We start from the raw sequence: 20449 nt of genomic DNA on the forward strand, positions 1-20449 counted from the left end.
TTTGCTGAAATTCAGAATAAGAAGACTTATGACATTGAAAACACTTTTTCTATCGATTGGTTTAGGGATTTCTACACTAGTATCTGCTCAAGTAAACAATGACGATGTATTATTTACAGTAGCTGGAGATCCAATCACTGCCGATGAATTTGTAAGGGTTTATAATAAAAATCTGGATCTTGTTAAAGATGAAAAACAAAAAGATGTTGATGAATACCTAAAACTATTTGTCAATTACCAATTAAAACTCAAGGAAGCTAAACGTCTAGAACTAGATAAGAATTCTAAATACATTAGAGAATTCAATAATTATAAAAAGCAACTTACTAAAAATTACATGTCAGAAAGTAAGGTCACTGATGCTTTAGTCAAAGAAGCTTACGACCGAATTTCTTACGATGTTAAAGCAACACATATACTCATTAGGCTCGACGAATCTTCTAAAGATACTATTAAGGTATACAAAGATATTATGCGTTTGAGAGATAGAGCATTGAAAGAAGGCTTTGAAACTGTTCGAAAAGATGTGCATGATGGTAACACTATTTTTGGTGAGGATTTAGGATACTTTTCAGGATTTAAAATGGTATACGATTTCGAAAACGTAGCGTATAATACTCCAGTTGGAGAAGTTTCCATGCCATTTAGAACTCAATTTGGATATCACATTGTAAACATCTTGGATAAGAGACCATCTAGAGGACAGGTAACTGTAGCTCATATCATGGTGGCCTTAAATCAAAAAGATTCTACTGTTAATGCAGAACAGCGCATTAAAGAGATAAACAAGAAGCTGAAGCAAGGAGAACCATTCGAGTCTTTGGCAAAACAATTTTCTGATGACAAAAGTTCGTCAAATAAAGGAGGGCGTTTAAATCCATTTAAAAGTGGGCAGTTGAGTTCTGTTGAGTTTGAAAATAAAGCGTTTAGTCTTCAAAATAAAGATGAGATTACAGCACCTTTCAAAACGCAGTACGGTTGGCATATTATAAAGCTAATTGACAAAAAATCACTTCAACCTTTTGAAGAGCTAAAAGCGGAATTACAAAATAGAGTGAAGAGAGACAGCCGTTCTAAATTGATCAATACAGCTTTAGCTAAGGAACTCAAGTCTAAGTTTGAAATCAATCAACCTAAAGAAGGTTTAGTTTATTTTGAGTCAATAATTGATGATAATTATTTTAAGAAGTCTTTAAACTTACCTGAAGACTTTAAAAAAGATGTTACTCTGTTCTCAATAAATGATCAGCAATTTACTAACAATGATTTTGCAAGCCATCTGAGAAAAGTTCAAAGACGTTATTTTAATAAAACAGTAGATATCAAATTTGTTATACAAAAGGAGTATGATGCATTCTTCGAGAATTCAATTTTAAAATATCAAGAAAACAATTTAGAGTTGACAAACCAAGAATTTGCTGATGTCCTCAAGGAATACAGAGATGGTTTATTGTTGTTCGATCTAATGGAAAAGGAAATATGGAACTCGGCTTCAAAAGATACCACTGGTTTAAAAGCTTATTACGAAGACCATAAAGCTAATTACAAATGGGATGATAGAGTAGAAGTTGTTATTGCTACTTCGGCTAAGAGAGATGATATAAAAGCAGTAGAGTCTATGATGAAAGCATCAAAATCTACTGAAGATATTCACAAAGCATTAAATAGTGGAGAAGAGCAGAAAGTGATCTTCACCAAAGGTGTTAAGTCAGTAGATGATGTCTCTTTGCCAAAAGATTTAGATGTAAAAACTGGCATTTCAAAAATATATAACTATAACGATGCGTTTCATGTTATAGACGTAAAGAAGGTTCTTCCAGAATCCTTCAAAACATTCGAAGAAGCAAGGGGTAGAGTAATAGGTGATTATCAAAATAAAATTGAGGCCGATTGGATTGATGAGCTACACGGACGATTTAAAGTAAAAATAGATAACACCATTTTAGAAAAGGTAAAGCAGCAAATTGCTAATTAAATTGTTTAGGACATACTTCATAGGACTTATTGTATTGATAGGATTGTCATCTTGTGATTTTTTTAAACCAAAAGATGATCGAATTCCTGTGGCTAGAGTTAACGATAATTATCTCTATAAAGAAGATATAGAAGCTATTATCCCCGAGGGTAGCTCAAAAACAGACAGTACTTTTTTAGCCAATAACTATATTAATCGCTGGGCATTACAATTGCTTTTAATGGAAGGTGCAGAGCGCAATCTTACCGAAGCTAAGCAAAGCGAATATGATGCTCTAGTTGACCAGTATAAAAGTGATTTGTTTACCAAGGCATATATCGAGGGATTAGTTAAGAAAAATATAGACACCGTTGTCAGTAATTCTGAAGCCAATGAAGTCTATGAAAACAACAAAGAAAGCTTCAAGCTTAATGAGGAACTTGTGAAGTTGAGATATATTAGTCTTCCGATTAATGCTATTAATTCTGAAGAAATAGAGGAGCGTTTCAAACGCTTTGATGCAGACGATAAAACATACTTAGATTCCATTGCTGTTCAGTTCAAAAGCTATTCGCTCAATGACTCAATTTGGGTAAAGATGAGCCAAGTTCTCAGTAGGATTCCAGCTGTGAAATCAGAGGATAAGCCCAAACTGTTAAAAAAATCTAATTTTGTACAGTTCAAAGATTCATTAGACCTATATTTGGTGCACATTAATGAGGTTCTTAAGCAGAATGATTATGCACCTCTAGTTTATGTAAAACCTACAGTAGATCAAATAGTTATCAATAAAAGAAAATTAGAGCTCATAACTCAGCTCGAAAACGATATTACAAAAGATGCAATTAAAAACAATCAGTTTGAAGTTTATAAAGAATAAATATTTCTTTTCTATAACGCTAGCTATGTCAATGATTATGAGTGTTTCTGCACAAGAAATCATTGAAGAGAAAAGCGAAACTAAAAAGGTTAATGATTCTGTAAAAACAGAAGGAAGAATTAAAGTAGATGGTGTAGCAGCGGTTGTTGGAGATTACGTTATTCTAGATTCCGATATCGATAAAGAATATGCACAAATTAGAGCAGCCGGTGGTTCGATTAAAGACTTTACACGTTGTCAGCTATTTGGTAAACTTTTAGAAGATAAATTGTACGCACACCACGCCATTCAGGATAGTATAACGATCAATGAGTTAGAAATAAGAAACCGTATTAGCCAGCAAATTGAAGCCTTTATAGCTGAGATTGGTGATATGAAGAAACTGTTAGAATTCTACAATAAAGATTCTGAAGAAGCACTTCGTGAAGAAATGTTCGAGATCAACAAGAATGGGCAGTTAGCAGCCGAAATGCAGCGTAAGATTGTTGATGATATTGAAGTAACTCCAGAAGAGGTAAGACAGTTTTTTAATAGCATACCAGAAGATGAGAGACCATTTTTTGGAACAGAACTTAATGTGGCACAAATTGTTGTAATCCCTGAAATTACTGAAGAAGAAGAGCAGAAAGTTATTAAGCAGCTTAAACAGTTTAAAGCTGATATTGAAGACAATGGTTCAAGTTTTGCTTCTAAAGTAGTATTGTATTCCGATGATGTTCCTTCTCGTAAAAATGGAGGAAAGTACACGCTAAATAGAAACAGACCGAGATTCGTAAAAGAGTTCCGTGAAGTAGCCTTTACACTTCAAGAAGGTGAAATCTCTGATCCAGTAAAAACAATATTCGGATACCACCTTATTCAAAAGCTAAAAGAAAGAGGTCAAGAAATCGAGGTAAGACACATATTACTAAGACCTGAAATTACTACCCAAGCTGTCAATAAAGCAAGAGAAGAAATAGAAAGTGTAAGACAAAAAATAATTGATGGAGAGATTTCTTTTGAAGATGCAGCAAGAGAAGTAAGTGATGAAGAAGAAACAAAGTTTGAAGGTGGAAAACTTGTAAACCCTTTAACTCAGGATTTCAATTTTGAATTGACCAAAATGGAGCCAGAGTTATATGCTCAAATACAAAACCTTAAGGATGATGAGGTGAGTTTAGTGTTGCAAGATGAAGACAGAATCAATAGAATAAAGTTTAAAATCTTAACGGTAACCAACAGAATCGATGAGCATGAAGCAGATTATTCTAGAGATTACCTTAAAATTAAGCGACTAGCACTTCAAGATAAGCAGTTAAAAGTCATTGACGAATGGCAAAAAGAAAAAATTATGGATACCTACATTAAGATTAATGGTATTCATAGAGATTGCGATTTTAATAGTAACTGGTTAAAAAATCAATAAGCCAATGTCAGACGTAGCTGCTATAGAACGTTTCGTTTCTAAATACAAATCATTAAAACAGGAAATTGCCAAAGTAATTGTAGGGCAAGAAGCTGTAGTCAACGAAATCCTTATTTCAATTTTTTCAGGAGGACACGCCTTATTAATTGGAGTGCCAGGACTTGCAAAAACATTAATGGTAAATACCATAGCGCAGTCTTTAGGTCTAGATTTTAAGCGAATTCAGTTTACACCAGACTTAATGCCTAGTGATATTCTTGGTAGTGAAATATTAGATCAAAATAGAGAGTTCAAGTTTATTAAAGGACCTGTATTTGCTAATATTATTTTGGCGGATGAGATTAACAGAACACCTCCAAAAACACAAGCAGCATTACTAGAAGCAATGCAAGAACGTGCTGTAACAGTAGCAGGACATCATTACAAATTGAGCTTACCATATTTTGTTTTAGCAACACAAAACCCAATTGAACAAGAAGGAACCTATCCGTTACCAGAAGCACAGTTGGATCGTTTCATGTTTGCTATTAATTTAGACTACCCTAGCTTTAGTGAAGAAGTAGAAGTTGTAAAATCTACGACTACAGATAAGCAAGCAACAGTAAATGCATTATTTAATGCTCAGGAGATTATTGACTTTCAAAATGTGATACGTCGTATTCCAGTTGCCGACAACGTAGTGGAATATGCAGTAACTATGGTTGGAAAGACAAGGCCAAAAAGTGATTCTGCTAGCGATATGGTAAAGCAATTTGTGGATTGGGGAGCTGGTCCAAGAGCATCTCAAAATTTAATTCTTGCCGCGAAGACACACGCTGCAATTCATGGTAAGTTTTCGCCAGATATAGAAAACATCCAAGCCGTAGCATCTGGTATTCTACGTCATAGAATTATTAAAAATTATAAAGCAGAGGCAGAAGGAGTTACAGAAGAGCAGATTATTAAGAGTTTGTTTTAATGAAACTCAAAAAGCTTTTACTGCCCATAATAGTTATCCTATTCGGACTTATCTTCACTATAATAGGAGCATTATTCAAGATTCAACATTGGCCTTACGGTCCAGAACTCCTTACTCTTGGTATGTCTCTTAAAGTCATAGGAATTCTTATTATTATCGTAATACTAATTCTTCGTCGGAATAAGCTGTAAATTTTTCAAAAAAGTTAAGAATACCATTATAGGCTTAATTGTTAAGTTATTATTTTTTTAATGATTTTTTTAAATATTACTCAAATTATGTTCATTAAAAACGTATTTCATTGAATTTTTTGCATTAAAAATTCAATTTCGTTGCATATTTTTTAATTTAATTAATATTTATTACTTTTGCAAAACTCTAAATAAACAATAAAAATTTATAGCATATGGCATTTGATATTGATATGATTAAAAAGGTTTATGCCAACGTTGTGGAGCGTGTTGATAAAGCTCGTGAAATTACTGGAAAACCTTTGACTTTAGCTGAAAAGATATTGTATTCTCACCTTTGGGATGGAACCCCTACACAAGCCTTTACAAGAGGAAAAGACTATGTAGATTTTGCTCCAGATAGAGTAGCTTGTCAAGATGCAACAGCTCAGATGGCACTATTACAATTTATGCAAGCTGGTAAAGCTAAGGTTGCTGTGCCAACTACGGTGCATTGCGATCACTTAATTCAAGCCAAACTAGGAGCGAGTCATGATCTTCAACACGCTATAAATACAAGTAACGAAGTATTCAACTTTTTGGAGTCAGTATCTAATAAATACGGTATAGGATTCTGGAAGCCTGGTGCAGGAATTATTCACCAAGTGGTACTAGAAAACTATGCATTCCCTGGAGGAATGATGATCGGAACAGATTCTCATACTGTAAATGCAGGAGGTCTTGGAATGGTTGCTATTGGAGTTGGTGGAGCTGATGCTGTAGATGTTATGGCTGGAATGGCTTGGGAATTAAAATTTCCTAAACTGATAGGTGTTAGACTTACAGGAAAACTTTCTGGTTGGACAGCACCAAAAGATGTTATTTTAAAAGTAGCAGAAATATTAACTGTAAAAGGTGGTACAGGCGCCATAGTAGAATATTTTGGATCTGGTGCAACAGCAATGTCTTGTACAGGAAAAGGTACCATTTGTAATATGGGAGCTGAAATCGGTGCGACAACATCTACATTTGGTTATGATGATTCTATGGAACGTTACTTACGTGCTACAGAAAGAGCAGATGTTGCCGATGCTGCAAATGAAGTAAAAGACTACTTAACAGCAGACCCTGAAGTATATGCAAATCCAGAACAATATTTTGATCAGGTAATTGATATTAACCTTTCAGAATTAGGACCATTACTTAATGGACCATTCACGCCAGACTTATCTACCAATGTTGGTGGAGAAATGACTGAGAAGGCAACTGCTAACGATTGGCCACTAGAAGTAGAATGGGGGCTTATCGGATCTTGTACTAACTCTTCTTACGAAGATTTGTCAAGAGCGTCTTCGATTGCACAACAAGCTTTAGACAAAGGCTTAAAAACTAAAGCTGAGTTTGGTATTAATCCAGGTTCAGAACAAGTACGTTATACAGCTGAGCGTGACGGAATTCTTGAAGTTTTCGAAAAGCTAGACGCAAAAATATTCACCAATGCATGTGGACCATGTATCGGACAATGGGCACGTTACGAGGATCCAAAAAATGCACCTAAGAATAGCATCGTTCATTCTTTCAACAGAAACTTTGCTAAGCGTGCAGATGGAAACCCAAACACTCATGCCTTTGTTGCTTCACCAGAGTTGACAGCAGCAATTGCTATAGCTGGGCGATTAGATTTCAATCCAATCACTGATTCATTAGTAAATGAAAATGGAGAAGAAGTAATGTTAGATGAACCAACAGGATGGGAATTACCTCCAAAAGGTTTTGAAGTAAAAGATAATGGTTATCTCGAGCCTGTTGCAGATGGAAGTGGTGTAGAAGTCGTTGTGGATCCAAATTCTGAAAGACTAGAATTGTTAACACCTTTTGAGCCAATAGGAGATGAAATTAAAGGTGCTAAACTATTGATCAAAGCATTTGGAAAGTGTACTACAGATCACATATCTATGGCTGGGCCATGGTTACGTTACAGAGGGCATTTAGATAATATTTCTAACAACTGCTTGATTGGTGCAGTAAATGCATATAACAAGCAGACAAATTTTGTGAAAAGCCAACTAGATGGTGAGTACGATGCAGTACCAAAAACTCAGAGAGCTTATAAGGCGGCAGGAATTCCTACTATAGTTGTTGGAGACCATAACTATGGTGAAGGATCTTCTCGTGAGCATGCAGCTATGGAACCACGTCACTTGGGTGTTGTAGCTGTATTGGTAAAATCATTTGCAAGAATCCATGAGACTAACCTGAAGAAGCAAGGTATGCTCGGATTAACATTTGCTAATGAGAATGATTACGATCTTATTCAAGAAGACGATACATTCAACTTCCTAGATTTAAATGAGTTTGCTCCAGGTAAACCATTAACAATTGAGGTTGTACATGCAGATGGAAGCAAGGATACTATTCTTGCGAACCATACCTATAATGATTCTCAGATAGAATGGTACAAAGCAGGTTCTGCTCTAAACCTTATCAAAGCACAGAACGCTTAATTTTATCCTTATATATTGAAAAACTCCTGAAAATTTTCAGGAGTTTTTTTGTTTTTGTTTGTAAGTAAAAGCATCATTCCTCGACAGTGTATGTATCTAACAAAAACAAACAAGATGAATTCTCTTTGGTTTTTTGAAGATGTAAATCTTTTTAAAGTCCTCTGTCCACACAAATTCAAAGCCTACAAGGCCGACCATGATTTTGATGCCTATCAAAAACAAGACTACATTTATTTCGAAGAAGATAGTGCTAACAAGGTTTACCTAATAGAAAAGGGGAAAGTAAAAATTGGATACTATACCGAAGAAGGTAACGAGATTATCAAAGCAATTCTCACGAAAGGACAATTGTTTGGTGAAAAAGCTATTCTCGGTGAAGAAAAACGTAACGAATTTGCTCAGTCTATAGATAATACAACGTCTATATGCCCTATTGGTGTGCAAACCATGCACGAGCTTATGAGAGATAATCAAACCTTTAGTTTTAAGGTGTATAAGTTTATTGGTCTTAAATTCAAAAGGCTAGAACGACGATTACAATTATTACTTTTTAAGGATACCAAAACACGCTTGATGGAGTTTCTTCAAGAGTTGTGCGATGACTATGGTTATGATTGTGACAAAACAGGAGATCATGTTATAAGACATCCTTATACTCAAAAAGACATTGCCTCACTCATAGGTACTTCTAGACCTACATTGAATATTCTTCTCAATGAATTAAAAGAAGAAAATATCCTTGATTTCAACAGAAAAGAAATAAGACTTTACGAAAAAATTGCTTAGTGTTAGCTAGCTAACATTTTAGGTTTTTCATGCTATATACTTTTGGAGTATGAATTTTAAAAGATTATAGCAATGATTAAAAAAATGATTATCGGAGTAATGGCATTAGGATTATTTGCCACTTCGTGTAGTAGTGATGATGATAACAATACTACAACTTTAGACTCGCTAATACTAAACCTTACAGGTTTAGAAGCTTTAGGAGATGATTTCGTTTACGAAGGATGGATAATTGTAGATGGGGCTCCAGTAACAACAGGACGCTTTTCTAGTGTAGATTTTCCACAGACATTCTCAGTAGATGCTACTCAATTGGCAAGTGCAACAGCTTTCGTATTAACAATTGAACCAACAGTTGATCCAGATCCAGGACCTGCAGCTACAAAAATACTTTCAGGAGATTTTTCTGGTAGTAGTGCAACTGTAAACTCAAATGCTCAAGTAGCTGATTTTAGTACTGCAGATGGTAAGTACATCTTGGCAACACCAACCGATGGAGGTAATGACACTGACGAGTATAGCGGTGTTTGGTTTTTAGACAACTCTAGTGGAACTGCTGTTACAGGATTAACATTACCTGCGTTACAAGCTGGATGGGCTTATGAAGGATGGGCAGTAATCGATGGAACTCCAGTAAGTACAGGAACATTTACAGATCCAAGTATAGCAGATGATAATGCAGCTACGTCTAGCTTTAAAGGTGATGTAAACAATGGTCCAAACTATCCAGGTGAAGATTTTCTACAAAACGCGCCTGCAGGATTAACATTCCCTACAGATTTAAGAGGAATGACAGTTGTAATTACTGTTGAACCAGTTCCTGACAATAGCCCAGCACCATTTACATTTAAGCCATTAGCACACATGGTGCCTGCTAATGCTATGGACCACACGACGATAAATATGGGAGCAGGACCATTATCAATACTTAATGGTACAGTAACCAGATAAATCATACAATATTTAATGCATATCACATTGCATTTGTTTTGTTAGATTCATGAGTAAGCATGGTTTTCAGGAATTGGAAATCGTGCTTGTTCTTTTTAGGAAGAGTTCAGTTAAAAACAGATTGCACAGAATAAGACTGAATGCATAAATAACATCTTCAACAGGAATGGTAAATAATCGAATACCTAAGTTTTGAGTGTTATTGTACCAAACAACTTCATCCTGAATAAAACTACCAGTCAGTATGCCATTCACAATAAAAAACGGAATAAGCATTACTAAAAACGTGAGATAGTAATGCTGAAGTAATTTTGAATTAGCCTTTAAAACTATTTGAATGAGTACTATGGCAAAAGCATAGTTTATTAAAGTGTACCATTTATTATAGTTGAAAACTAGAATGCCAATGAGTAAAAGAGATAATAATATACTTAGCCATTTTGCTGTTGCTTTGCTAACTTTCATGTTCGGGAAATAATGCAACAACGCATAATGCGTGAATACACATGCATAAGGAATACAAATAAAGAATAACCATTCTTCCAGAGGGAGCGACAGAAATTTTAGACCTATAAAATAATCGTCATTAAAGCCCCAAAATCCATTCTTGGTAAATATTACATCCCAAGGAATGAAGATTAGCATCGTAATTAGCATAGCCAAGGCTAAAGCTTTCCAGAATTTGTAAAATTTTAATTTAGGGTGAAAACTGTACAAGAAGGGTATTGAGATAGAACCAAGATTCAGCAGGAGGTATAAATATTTCATGAATTACTTCTTGAAATATTTAAAGGGAACGATAAGCATCCCAAAATTTTCACCATGCTCTTTTCCTAGATGCTTATGGTGAATTTTGTGTGCACGACGTACCCCTTTTGCATACCAGTTATTAGCATTGCGAAACATCTTGAATCGTTGATGGATAAAGATATCATGGACAATAAAGTATGCAATCCCATAGGCTAATATACCCAAGCCAATAGGCAGTGCAAACCAAACGCCATTGAAGCCCCATTGGTAGAAGCAAAATATACTTACCGCGGCATAAAATAGGAAGAATGCATCGTTACGTTCAAACCAGCTATCATGATCCTTATGATGATGATCTTTATGCAAATGCCATAAAAATCCATGCATGACATACTTGTGCGTAAACCAGGCCATAAACTCCATAATTGAGAATGTGCCAAAAAAGATCAATATCCAAAACAAAATTCGCATGCTTAAAATTACATTAAATTGAGTTGGTATTTCACATAACTCCTCGTTAAAAGTTCAATCTTCTTGTAATTAGCAACTCTTATTCTGGTGCTTTTTATCTTTAGGGCAGGTGTCTTTTTCAATTTTTTGAGGAGTTGGCTATAGTATCTGTAAGCCATAAACACACCGAACTTTGCTTCCATTGGCAATAATTTAATGCCAGACAAACCCTTTTTGAAATCAGCTTCGATGTCCTCGATAATTTCACGCTTAGACGCTTCATCAAGATTGTTAAGGTCTGTATTAGGGAAGTAAGTACGTTCTAGATTTTCATGATCTGCCTTCAAATCTCTCAGGAAATTTACCTTTTGGAATGCAGAGCCAAGCGCCATGGCAGTATCCTTTAGCTCGTTAAATTTTTCTTGGTCTCCCTTTACAAAAACCTTCAAGCACATTAAGCCAACAACATCTGCCGAACCGTAAATGTATTCCTTATACTCTTCTGGAGTAAGGTATACCTTCTTGTGCAAATCCATTCGCATACTTTTCATAAAGGCATTGACATGTGCGATGTCTATATTGTATTTGTGATACGTTTCCTGAAAAGCGTTTAATATCGGATTTAAACTTATTTTGTTCGATAAAGCCTTGTGCAAGTCTTTTTCAAAATCATTAAAGAGTTCACTCTTATTGTAGTCATGGAATGTATCTACAATTTCATCAGCAAAACGAACAAATCCATAGATGTTGTATATATCTTGCCTTATGGAAGCAGACAACATCTTTGTTGCTAAAGAAAACGAGGTACTATAAGAATTAGTAACTGTTTTTGAGCATTCTCTGGAGACTGAATCAAAAATTGACTTCATACTAGTTAGTGGGTTGATGCATTTACTGCAACACTAGGATTTTGCGTTGCAAATTGTTTAACGATTAATTCTGCCACCAGTTTTCCAGATATTAGCGAAGGGGGAACACCAGGTCCTGGAACTGTTAATTGTCCTGTAAAAAAGAGATTGCCTACTTTTTTACTTTTTAGCTTAGGGCGCAAAAATGCGGTTTGGAGCAACGTGTTTGCCATTCCGTAGGCATTGCCTTTATAAGAATTGTATTCTTTAATAAAGTCTTTTACACAGAAACTCTCTTTAAAGATAATAGTATTTTGTACAGATTGAGAAGTTAATCTCTCAAAGCGATTAATGATAATATTAAAATAACGTTCTCTAATCTCATCAGTGTCTTCTATACCAGGAGCCAGAGGAATTAAAAATATCCCGGCTTCTTTCCCTTTTGGAGCAGCATTGTCGTCCGTAATACTTGGAAAGCTTGCATAGAATAATGGTTCTTTTGGCCATCTAGGATCATCGTAAATAGCCTCTGCATGTACATCGAAATCGACATCAAAGAACAACGTATGATGATTAACGTTTTTTAGTTTCTTATCAAATCCAACATAGAATAAGAGTGATGAAGGTGCAAATGTTTTCTTTTGCCAGTATGACTCAGAATATTGCCTGTGGATCTTATCCAATAACGTTTCGGAATGATGATAGTCTGCACCACTCAAAACTATGTCAGAATATATGTGTTCACCATTGACAGATAAACCTATCGCTTTTTTATTGTTTACTAATATTTTATCAACATTGGCATTAGTATTTATGGTAACACCAAGAGAACTAGCCAATGCTTCCATTGCTAGTATGACTTTATACATACCACCTTTCGGGTGAAATGTACCTATACCAAAATCGGCATGATTCATAAAACTATAGAATGACGGTGTATTGCTAGGCTTTGCACCTAGAAACAATACAGGGAATTCTAATATTTGTGCCAATCGTTTGTTCTTGAACTCTTTGCGAACATCTCTTTTGATATTACTAAAAAACTGATTGAGTTTCGTTGCCGTCTTCGGAGTAACCAGTTCTAGAGGAGAAATGCCTGGGTTGTAAACCAAGTCTTTTATAGCAATATCATAATTGCTTTTTGCCTTAGTCATAAACTTCTTTAACTTCTTGGAGCTACCTGGCTCTTCGTTTTCAAAAGCTATGCAAATCTTATCAAGAGTATCTTCTATGGTGATGTAGTCATCAGTACCAAAGTAGACGCTATATGCAGGGTTGAGTTTTTCTAATTGATAATAATTTGAAGGTTTCTTGTCGAAATCGGCAAAGAAACGTTCAAAAACATCTGGCATCCAATACCAGGTTGGACCTATATCGAAAGTAAATCCGTCTTTTTTCAGTTGTCTTGCACGACCACCTATAGTATTGTTTTTCTCGTAAATGGTAACATCATATCCAGCTTTAGCCAGATAGCATGCTGCTGCTAAAGAAGAAAAACCAGAACCGATAACTGAGACAGATAATTTCATTGTTTAACAAATATATAAAAAAGTTAAACAAAATAAATTATTTAGGCAGAATTTTATAATTCTTTAACTAATCCGGAGATGGATTCGAAGGCTGAAAAACCGTTAGGAAGGTTTGATGTATCTATAGATTTGAGCATTCTTCCTAGCATCCAATAGCGTGTTTTACTGCCTTTCAACAATTTAGCTTGAACATCTTTGAGATATTTAGGTAGCTCTTCTCTAGTAGGTTTAACAGTGAAATAAGATACAAAGGTTATATCGTCATAATAGCCTAGCACATCTGTAAGGCTTTCTAAAGGCACGCTCTGGCCAAGTAGAATAGAGTGGTGGCCATGAGCAATGATCTCATAGTTTAAGAACATTAAACCAATTTCGTGGACTTCATTATCTGGTAAGTACAACACGAAAGTTTTTCCTGTAGTAGACTTATTAATTTGAATATTCTCAGTATTGATGAGAATCTTTTGTCGTATTAGTGTAGTTAGAAAATGTTCATGAGCAGGTGTAATGGTATCTGTTTGCCAAAGCAGACCGATTTCAGTCATTAATGGCACAAAGACATCATAGAATATACTCCTGAAAGTTTTCTCTCTAACTAAACTGTTATAAGTATTGTAGAATAAAACTTGATCAAAATTTAGCATTGACAATTTAAAAGAGTTTATAGCATGACTCTTTAAATTGGTTTTGTTGGCAATGTTTCTAACGAGTTCAGGGATTTTTTCTTCCTCTAGATCAGCAATTTTGGAAATCTTGTAACCATTGTTGTTCAAATAACTAACATTAAGTAGTTTTTGGAAGTTAGAAAGGTCGTAGTATCTAATGTTAGTATCTGTACGCTTTGGCTGTAATAAGTTATAGCGTTTTTCCCATATTCTTATCGTATGAGCCTTAATCCCTGTAAGGTTTTCCAGGTCTTTTATACTGAACTTGTTTTTTACGTTGTTCATTAATTATCCAAAATTGTTAAACAAAAATACAGCTTTTATAGATACAAAAGCCTAAAATTTTGATAAAATGTGATTTTAGTCGGATTCAACAGTAGTAAATAGAAATGAAGTAATAACTAAAAGTGCGCACGAGAAGACTCGAACTTCCACGACCTAAACGGTCACTGGCCCCTCAAGCCAGCGCGTCTACCAATTCCGCCACGTGCGCAATAAGAAGGTTTCAAAAATAACAAAAGTTAAGCAATTGCTTAACTTTTGTTGTGACCTGGCTGGGGCTCGAACCCAGGACCCTCTCCTTAAAAGGGAGATGCTCTACCAACTGAGCTACCAGGTCAATAAATTTGTTTCTCTAAATGAGGGTGCAAATATAAAATGTTTAATCAATAAAACAATGTAAAAATCTAATAAATTTTCGTTTTTTTGTGGAAGACGTATTTATACAATTCATAATCAAATTATAAGCGTAGGATGACTGTTATTTTAATAGGATATATGGGCTCGGGTAAGACCTCTATTGGTAAGAAATTAGCAAAGGTCTTGGATTATGAATTCATGGATTTAGACAATTACATAGTTTCTAAAGAAGATCAATCTATAAGTGAATTGTTCAGCTCTAAAGGTGAAATATATTTCAGAAAAAAAGAAAGCCAGTACTTAAGAGCGTTGATAGATGATTCCAAGAAGAAGCGGGTTCTAGCCCTTGGAGGCGGTACACCATGTTATGCAAATAATATGGGGTTTATCAATGATTCTGAACATGTGAAAAGTGTGTTTTTAAAAACATCGATACCAGAACTGGTCAAACGCTTAGAACCCGAAACAGCGCAAAGACCATTAATTGCACACTTAGAATCCAAAGACGCACTCACAGAATTTATTGGGAAGCATATTTTTGAACGCAATCCTTATTATGAACAATCAGATGTTACCGTTACTACTGATAATAAAACTGTAGATGAGATTGTAGAGTCTATTATACTTACCTTATACTAGGACAGCCTCGAAAGATGTTCCGGTCAAAGTTACTTCTATATGCTCATTGAGAGAGGTTGACAAAGAGATGCCTTTAAAGTCAGCCTTTACAGGATATTTTTTGTGATTCCTATTCACCAATACTGCAGTTTTGAACTGCTTTACAGGAACATCTAGAAAATGTTTTACACCATAAATCAGTGTACTACCAGAATTGAGCACGTCATCAACCAAAACAATAGATTTGTTTTTATAATCTTCGGGAGGTAGTGATGTGGTGATCGCTTCCAGAGGTTTCTTTTTATTGATGTTGACTTTACATAATACAACATCCAAATCCGAAATTTTATCGAGCTTGTTTTTAAGCTTCTTAGCGAGTAAATATCCGTTAGAATCTATTCCTGCCAAAATGATCTCTTTTCCATTGACATTGCTCTCATAGATTTGGTAAGCAATACGTCTTATCTTATGTTGAATTTCATTATGATCTAGAATAACATGCATAGTTTTGATATGAAAAGATTGAAACCAAAGATACTAAAGTAATAGAACAAAACTATTCGGACTCATCGTAAAAATCATCGATGTCCCTACGGTCTTTTTTGGTAGGTCTTCCAGTACCTTTTTTTCGATAATAATCCTTAGAGTATTTTAGCAATTCCAAGGCTTCAAAGGCTTCTTTTGGAGTCGTATCCGTACGATAAATGTCAACAAGTTTGGCACCAACTCTATTTTTTGGAATATCATTGATAGTAAACTCATAATTTATTTGGTTTTTCCTTACCATAACCTTATCCATAGGATACACCTCTTTCCCTGGTTTTGTTACAGCATCATTAACACGTACCTGACCCTTTTTACAAGCCTCAGTAGCCATGTTTCTGGTTTTGAAATACCTTACACACCATAAAAACTTATCAACTCGCATATAGATTTGCTAAAAACAACGTTAATGTAGTTGCGCAAAAGTATTATAAAATTGTATCTTGCGCATTCAAAAATAAGCAATAATGAATTGGGTTGTTTCTGTGGTTTGAAGTAGCCTGTATTAAACAAAACACTATGTACTTAAAAAAATATGTCCCAGTTGTTTTAGGGTTGTTACTAGTTGTGGCTTCTTGTCAACCAGATGATGGAAACTTTCAAGTAGCTCCAGAACGTGACAGAACTGAGCAACAAGTCGTTGATAATGATTCGTTACTAGGATACTTTGAGACGCATTACTATAATGCTTCTACTTTTGATGGCTCTACAGATTTCACTATAGATGATATTGTGATTACGGAGTTGCCAAAAGACGATGATGGGAACTATTTGCCATTACCAGATCCAGACAACAATCGTCTGCTAATAGACGAGCTAAATGATGTGAACGGCATATTGAAAGCCTACAACACTGTACTTCTCGATATTGATTATGTATACTACGTTATGAAGATCAATCAAGGAGGCGGAGAAGGTAGTCCAAGTTTTGCTGATGATATTAGAGTTAGATACTCCGGAAATTTACAAGATGCTTCAGTATTCGATAGTGCAGTAACTCCAGTGGATTTCGATTTAGTGAATCTTGTGCCTGGATGGAGCAGAGTATTGCCGGATTTTAATGAAGCATTCGATTTTTCTACCGTTGGTGGAGATGTAACTTACACTGATTATGGTTTAGGAGTAATGTTCTTGCCATCAGGATTAGGGTACTTTAGTTCATCTCAACTTGGTGTGCCTGTGTATTCAAATCTCATTTTTAAGTTTGAATTGCTTCAGACTGAAGAAAATGATCATGACGGCGATGGTATTCCTTCATACAAAGAAGATTTTGATGGTGAAGGCATCACAGGAAGTGATATGAATGTATTCAACGATGATACAGATAATGATGCAACTCCAAACTTCTTAGATGTTGATGACGATGGTGACGGTGTATTAACCATTAACGAAGATGCTGATGGTGATGGAGACCCAACTAATGATATAGGCGTTAACGGAATTCCAAGATATTTAGACCCTGAAGAAACAGAATCTTTTGAAGAAGAAGATTAATAAAAAAAGCCGCCGCACTTCGACTACGCTCAGTGACCGGCGGCTTTTTTTATGCATTATATTTTAACTGATAAGCTTAAGATTAGTTGATCTGGCCTTGTATCTAATCTACTTATATCAATTCCATTATTATTCAGGAAATTCGCTTCATTATCGCTGAAGCCTCTTTCATAGCGTAGGTCTAAACCTATCTTGTTGAGTTCTAATCCAATTCCGAAGTTGAGACCGACAGTGAAGTCGTTGTCAATATTACTAACGTTAATACTCCCAAAATCAGAATCTAGGATGTATTGCAACGAAGGTCCTCCAAAGACATTTACAGGGCCTAGAACTCTAACACCTATAAGCAATGGAAGGTCTAGTTTCTTCATGTCAAAGTCACTATCGCTATAGTCACTTTTAGTAGCCGTATACATTAGTTCAGGTCTAAAGAAAAGTTTATCACCTAACTTTCCAAAGACTCCAATATGATATCCAATATTTCTATCCGGATTTTCGGCATTGTCGCCAATAGATGCAAAGTAATCACCATTGGCGTTGTAGTTCAATCCACCTTTGATACCAAAACCACTTCCGTTTTGGGCAATGACTGTGAAACAAAATGACATCAGCAAAAAAGCTGATAAAGCTAATTTTTTCATAATATTCGTTTTAAGATTTGATATCTAGTATCAAAAACGCTGCCAAACGAATATTATTTTCGGTTCATCACTGTTTCTGAGGCTTTTACGATTGCATCTGCATTAAGACCATACTTGTCCATTAGCTGTGCAGGAGTACCAGATTCACCAAAAGTATCTTGTGTTGCAACAAATTCTTGAGGTGTAGGTTTATGTAAAGCAAGAACACGAGCTACACTTTCTCCCAAACCTCCGAGATAGTTGTGCTCTTCGCATGTTACAATGCATCCTGTTTTTGCTACAGAATCTAAAATCGCTTTATCGTCTAAAGGTTTGATCGTATGAATATTGATTACATCAGCAGAGATGCCTTTATCATGTAAAGTTTTAGCAGCTTCCAGAGCTTCCCAAACAAGATGACCAGTAGCTACTATTGTAACATCATTTCCTTCTTGCAACTGAACAGCTTTCCCAATTTCAAAAGTTTGATCTTCTGGAGTGAAGTTAGCAACTTTTGGACGTCCAAATCTAAGATATACAGGACCGTGATGTTCTGCAATAGCCAATGTCGCCGCTTTGGTTTGATTGAAATCACAAGTATTAATAACCGTCATTCCTGGTAGCATTTTCATAAGACCAATATCTTCCAGAATTTGATGCGTTGCACCATCTTCTCCAAGCGTAACACCAGCATGAGAAGCACATATTTTTACATTCTTATGAGAATAAGCAACACTTTGCCTTATTTGGTCATAAACGCGACCAGTAGAGAAGTTTGCAAAAGTACCTGTGAACGGAATCTTTCCACCTATAGTCATTCCGGCAGCCATACCTATCATATTGGCTTCAGCAATACCTACCTGAAAGAATCGTTCTGGGTGGTTAGCCTTGAACTCATCCATTTTTAAAGAACCAGTAAGGTCTGCACAAAGCGCTACGACATCTTCATTGGTTTTTCCTAGTTCAGTTAATCCAGCTCCAAAACCAGAGCGTGTATCTTTATTTCCTGTGTTGGTGTACGTTTTCATTCTTTTATTTGGAAACTGTGGTTAATGATAATTTGTTTTGGCTTGATATTTATTTTATGAGCTTCAATTAAAGTTTCACCTTCAATCAATACTTTCAAGATTAAACCATTTGGGATATTAAAAGTGAATGCACTATCATCAGTTGAATTATTAAGCAATAAATCAATAAATTTTATTAGAATAGCATTGTTATCACATTCTAGACTCTCATCCATTAAAATTGTCAATGGTTGGTCTGGTTCAGTATCAGGGAATAAATTATAAGCACTGAGATCTCTTCCTAGTAATTTTTCCTTTAGGTCAATTGGCTCAGTAATAAGATTTAGTTTTTCACTACTATTGCCTCTGCTAGGGAGGATAGATTTGACATCAAAATCAATATAAATCCTATTTTCCTCCTCATTTACAAGCATAATCAATCGACCATTTTCAGAGCTGTATATAAGGTTGGTATTCGCGCTATCTTCATTATCATTAAAAAAGAAACCTGCGCTAAAATCTTTTCCTATAACATTTGAGTTCGTCCACAAATACTTACCTTTTTTATTAAACCCAATAGTTATGGTATCAACATTCTTTTTTCTTTTTTGATGAATGATATAATCAACAGTATAATCGATGTCGATAATTTTCTCTTGAGAAAAACTAATAAGAGTAAAAAAACCTAAAGCAATAAGTATAGCTTTCTTCATCTTAATAATCGCCTATGGTTACAGGGTTTTGATTCAATCCGATTTCTAATTGTTCATCATTAGGAGCTTTGCCATGCCATGCATGAGTATGCATCATAAAGTCAACACCATTACCCATAACTGTTTTTAATAGAACGCATACAGGTTTTCCTTGTCCAGTTTTCGATTTGGCTTCAGCCATTCCAGATAAAATGGCATCGATAGAGTTTCCTGCGTCAATCTCAACAACTGTCCAGCCAAAAGCTTCAAACTTTTCTTTGACATTACCCATTGGTAAAACATCATCTGTTGAACCATCAATTTGCTGACCATTAAGATCTATAGTTGAGATGAGGTTGTCAACCTTATTACCAGCAGCATACATTATAGCTTCCCAGTTTTGTCCTTCTTGTAACTCACCATCACCATGTAAACTGTAAACTAAATGATTGTCATTGTTCAACTTTTTGGTTTCAGCTGCACCTATAGCTACAGACATACCTTGACCAAGTGAGCCAGAGGCAATACGTACTCCAGGTAAACCTTCGTGAGTTGTTGGATGCCCTTGTAAACGCGAATCGATAAGTCTGAAGGTATTCAGTTCATCTACAGGAAAATATCCAGATCTGGCTAATACGCTATAATATACAGGAGAAATATGACCATTAGAGAGGAAGAAAATATCTTCGCCTACACCATCCATTTCAAAACCATCTTTTCGATCCATGATTTCCTGAAACAGGGCAACAAAGAATTCGGCACAACCAAGAGAACCTCCTGGATGCCCTGAATTTACCTTATGTACCATTCTTAAAATATCTCTTCTAACTTGGGTTGTTAGCGCTTCGAGTTGTTTGATATCTGACATTATGTTGAGCTATAATTTTAAAGCCTCAAAAATAGTTCTTTCTCTAGCGAGAACAAAGGTTAGATTTTAGCACTTATTAACTAAAACAATAGATTTGCTAACAATTTTATTTATTATT

The 20449-nt window shown here is 35.3% G+C and carries 21 protein-coding genes and 2 tRNA genes; 10 read left to right on the plus strand and 13 right to left on the minus strand.

Annotated features, from left to right (window positions below):
- The first annotated feature begins 28 nt into the window (after positions 1-28).
- From NCE97_RS12095 to NCE97_RS12125, 8 genes are all read left to right on the plus strand, one after another.
- Positions 29-1975, plus strand: coding sequence for a peptidylprolyl isomerase (locus NCE97_RS12095; RefSeq protein ID WP_353779532.1), 1947 nt, complete (start codon positions 29-31; stop codon positions 1973-1975).
- Position 1976: 1 nt separating this feature from the next.
- Positions 1977-2834, plus strand: a complete 858-nt coding sequence (locus tag NCE97_RS12100) for a peptidyl-prolyl cis-trans isomerase (RefSeq protein WP_353779533.1) — start codon at positions 1977-1979, stop codon at positions 2832-2834.
- Positions 2835-2859: 25 nt separating this feature from the next.
- Positions 2860-4239 (plus strand): peptidylprolyl isomerase, encoded by a 1380-nt coding sequence (locus tag NCE97_RS12105; protein ID WP_353779534.1) that lies wholly within the window; start codon positions 2860-2862, stop codon positions 4237-4239.
- A gap of 4 nt (positions 4240-4243) precedes the next feature.
- Complete coding sequence (locus tag NCE97_RS12110; protein ID WP_353779535.1) at positions 4244-5197, plus strand: AAA family ATPase; 954 nt, start codon at positions 4244-4246, stop codon at positions 5195-5197.
- On the plus strand, positions 5197-5388 hold the full coding sequence (locus tag NCE97_RS15950; protein WP_503066099.1) for a GldL-related protein: 192 nt from the start codon (positions 5197-5199) through the stop codon (positions 5386-5388). Before NCE97_RS12110 ends, NCE97_RS15950 begins: the two co-directional genes overlap by 1 nt.
- 215 nt (positions 5389-5603) lie before the next feature.
- Positions 5604-7871: an aconitate hydratase gene (locus tag NCE97_RS12115; RefSeq protein ID WP_353779536.1), complete on the plus strand. Its 2268-nt coding sequence runs from the start codon at positions 5604-5606 to the stop codon at positions 7869-7871.
- A 114-nt stretch (positions 7872-7985) separates the two neighbouring features.
- Entirely contained in the window at positions 7986-8657 is a 672-nt protein-coding gene (locus tag NCE97_RS12120; protein ID WP_353779537.1) for a Crp/Fnr family transcriptional regulator, read from the plus strand.
- A 72-nt stretch (positions 8658-8729) separates the two neighbouring features.
- The gene (locus NCE97_RS12125) at positions 8730-9608 is read left to right on the plus strand and encodes an anti-sigma factor (RefSeq protein WP_353779538.1); all 879 of its coding nucleotides are present in this window, start codon (positions 8730-8732) and stop codon (positions 9606-9608) included.
- A gap of 66 nt (positions 9609-9674) precedes the next feature.
- Here NCE97_RS12125 and NCE97_RS12130 read toward each other — a convergent pair whose 3' ends face one another.
- The 7 genes from NCE97_RS12130 to NCE97_RS12160 form a co-directional block, all read right to left on the minus strand.
- Positions 9675-10376, minus strand: a complete 702-nt coding sequence (locus NCE97_RS12130; RefSeq protein WP_353779539.1) for a lycopene cyclase domain-containing protein — start codon at positions 10374-10376, stop codon at positions 9675-9677.
- A 3-nt stretch (positions 10377-10379) separates the two neighbouring features.
- A complete protein-coding gene (locus NCE97_RS12135) occupies positions 10380-10829 on the minus strand; it encodes a sterol desaturase family protein (protein ID WP_353779540.1) in 450 nt (149 codons plus the stop codon).
- A gap of 8 nt (positions 10830-10837) precedes the next feature.
- Positions 10838-11677 carry a phytoene/squalene synthase family protein gene (locus NCE97_RS12140; protein WP_353779541.1) on the minus strand — a complete coding sequence of 280 codons (840 nt, stop codon included), beginning with the start codon at positions 11675-11677 and terminating at the stop codon, positions 10838-10840.
- 5 nt (positions 11678-11682) lie between these two features.
- Positions 11683-13185 carry a bifunctional phytoene desaturase/3,4-desaturase gene (gene crtID / locus NCE97_RS12145; RefSeq protein ID WP_353779542.1) on the minus strand — a complete coding sequence of 501 codons (1503 nt, stop codon included), beginning with the start codon at positions 13183-13185 and terminating at the stop codon, positions 11683-11685.
- 53 nt (positions 13186-13238) lie between these two features.
- Positions 13239-14135, minus strand: a complete 897-nt coding sequence (locus NCE97_RS12150) for a MerR family transcriptional regulator (RefSeq protein ID WP_353779543.1) — start codon at positions 14133-14135, stop codon at positions 13239-13241.
- Positions 14136-14258: 123 nt separating this feature from the next.
- Positions 14259-14343 (minus strand) — tRNA-Leu (locus tag NCE97_RS12155).
- Positions 14344-14396: 53 nt separating this feature from the next.
- Positions 14397-14469: transfer RNA gene (locus NCE97_RS12160), tRNA-Lys, on the minus strand.
- Between the two features lie 134 nt (positions 14470-14603).
- On the opposite strand from NCE97_RS12160, the gene NCE97_RS12165 reads away from it, so the two are divergent.
- The gene (locus NCE97_RS12165; RefSeq protein ID WP_353779544.1) at positions 14604-15128 is read left to right on the plus strand and encodes a shikimate kinase; all 525 of its coding nucleotides are present in this window, start codon (positions 14604-14606) and stop codon (positions 15126-15128) included.
- Here NCE97_RS12165 and NCE97_RS12170 read toward each other — a convergent pair.
- Both NCE97_RS12170 and NCE97_RS12175 read right to left on the minus strand, forming a co-directional pair.
- Entirely contained in the window at positions 15120-15611 is a 492-nt protein-coding gene (locus NCE97_RS12170; protein ID WP_353779545.1) for a phosphoribosyltransferase family protein, read from the minus strand. The genes NCE97_RS12165 and NCE97_RS12170 overlap by 9 nt on opposite strands.
- A gap of 52 nt (positions 15612-15663) precedes the next feature.
- The gene (locus tag NCE97_RS12175; protein ID WP_353779546.1) at positions 15664-16035 is read right to left on the minus strand and encodes an RNA-binding S4 domain-containing protein; all 372 of its coding nucleotides are present in this window, start codon (positions 16033-16035) and stop codon (positions 15664-15666) included.
- Between the two features lie 134 nt (positions 16036-16169).
- Here NCE97_RS12175 and NCE97_RS12180 point away from each other — a divergent pair, with 134 nt between their 5' ends.
- The gene (locus NCE97_RS12180) at positions 16170-17144 is read left to right on the plus strand and encodes an FKBP-type peptidyl-prolyl cis-trans isomerase (RefSeq protein ID WP_353779547.1); all 975 of its coding nucleotides are present in this window, start codon (positions 16170-16172) and stop codon (positions 17142-17144) included.
- A gap of 56 nt (positions 17145-17200) precedes the next feature.
- Here NCE97_RS12180 and NCE97_RS12185 read toward each other — a convergent pair whose 3' ends face one another.
- Genes NCE97_RS12185 through NCE97_RS12200 form a run of 4 tightly spaced genes read right to left on the minus strand, consistent with a single transcriptional unit; the run spans position 17201 to position 20331 of the window.
- A complete protein-coding gene (locus tag NCE97_RS12185; RefSeq protein ID WP_353779548.1) occupies positions 17201-17785 on the minus strand; it encodes an outer membrane beta-barrel protein in 585 nt (194 codons plus the stop codon).
- A 53-nt stretch (positions 17786-17838) separates the two neighbouring features.
- Positions 17839-18792: a transketolase family protein gene (locus NCE97_RS12190; RefSeq protein WP_353779549.1), complete on the minus strand. Its 954-nt coding sequence runs from the start codon at positions 18790-18792 to the stop codon at positions 17839-17841.
- Positions 18789-19484, minus strand: coding sequence for a hypothetical protein (locus NCE97_RS12195; protein WP_353779550.1), 696 nt, complete (start codon positions 19482-19484; stop codon positions 18789-18791). Before NCE97_RS12195 ends, NCE97_RS12190 begins: the two co-directional genes overlap by 4 nt.
- A gap of 1 nt (position 19485) precedes the next feature.
- Entirely contained in the window at positions 19486-20331 is an 846-nt protein-coding gene (locus tag NCE97_RS12200; protein WP_353779551.1) for a transketolase, read from the minus strand.
- Positions 20332-20449: the final 118 nt, after the last annotated feature.

Origin of the sequence: Winogradskyella sp. 3972H.M.0a.05, from assembly GCF_040493455.1 — a bacterium.
In the GTDB taxonomy this organism is placed as follows: domain Bacteria; phylum Bacteroidota; class Bacteroidia; order Flavobacteriales; family Flavobacteriaceae; genus Microcosmobacter.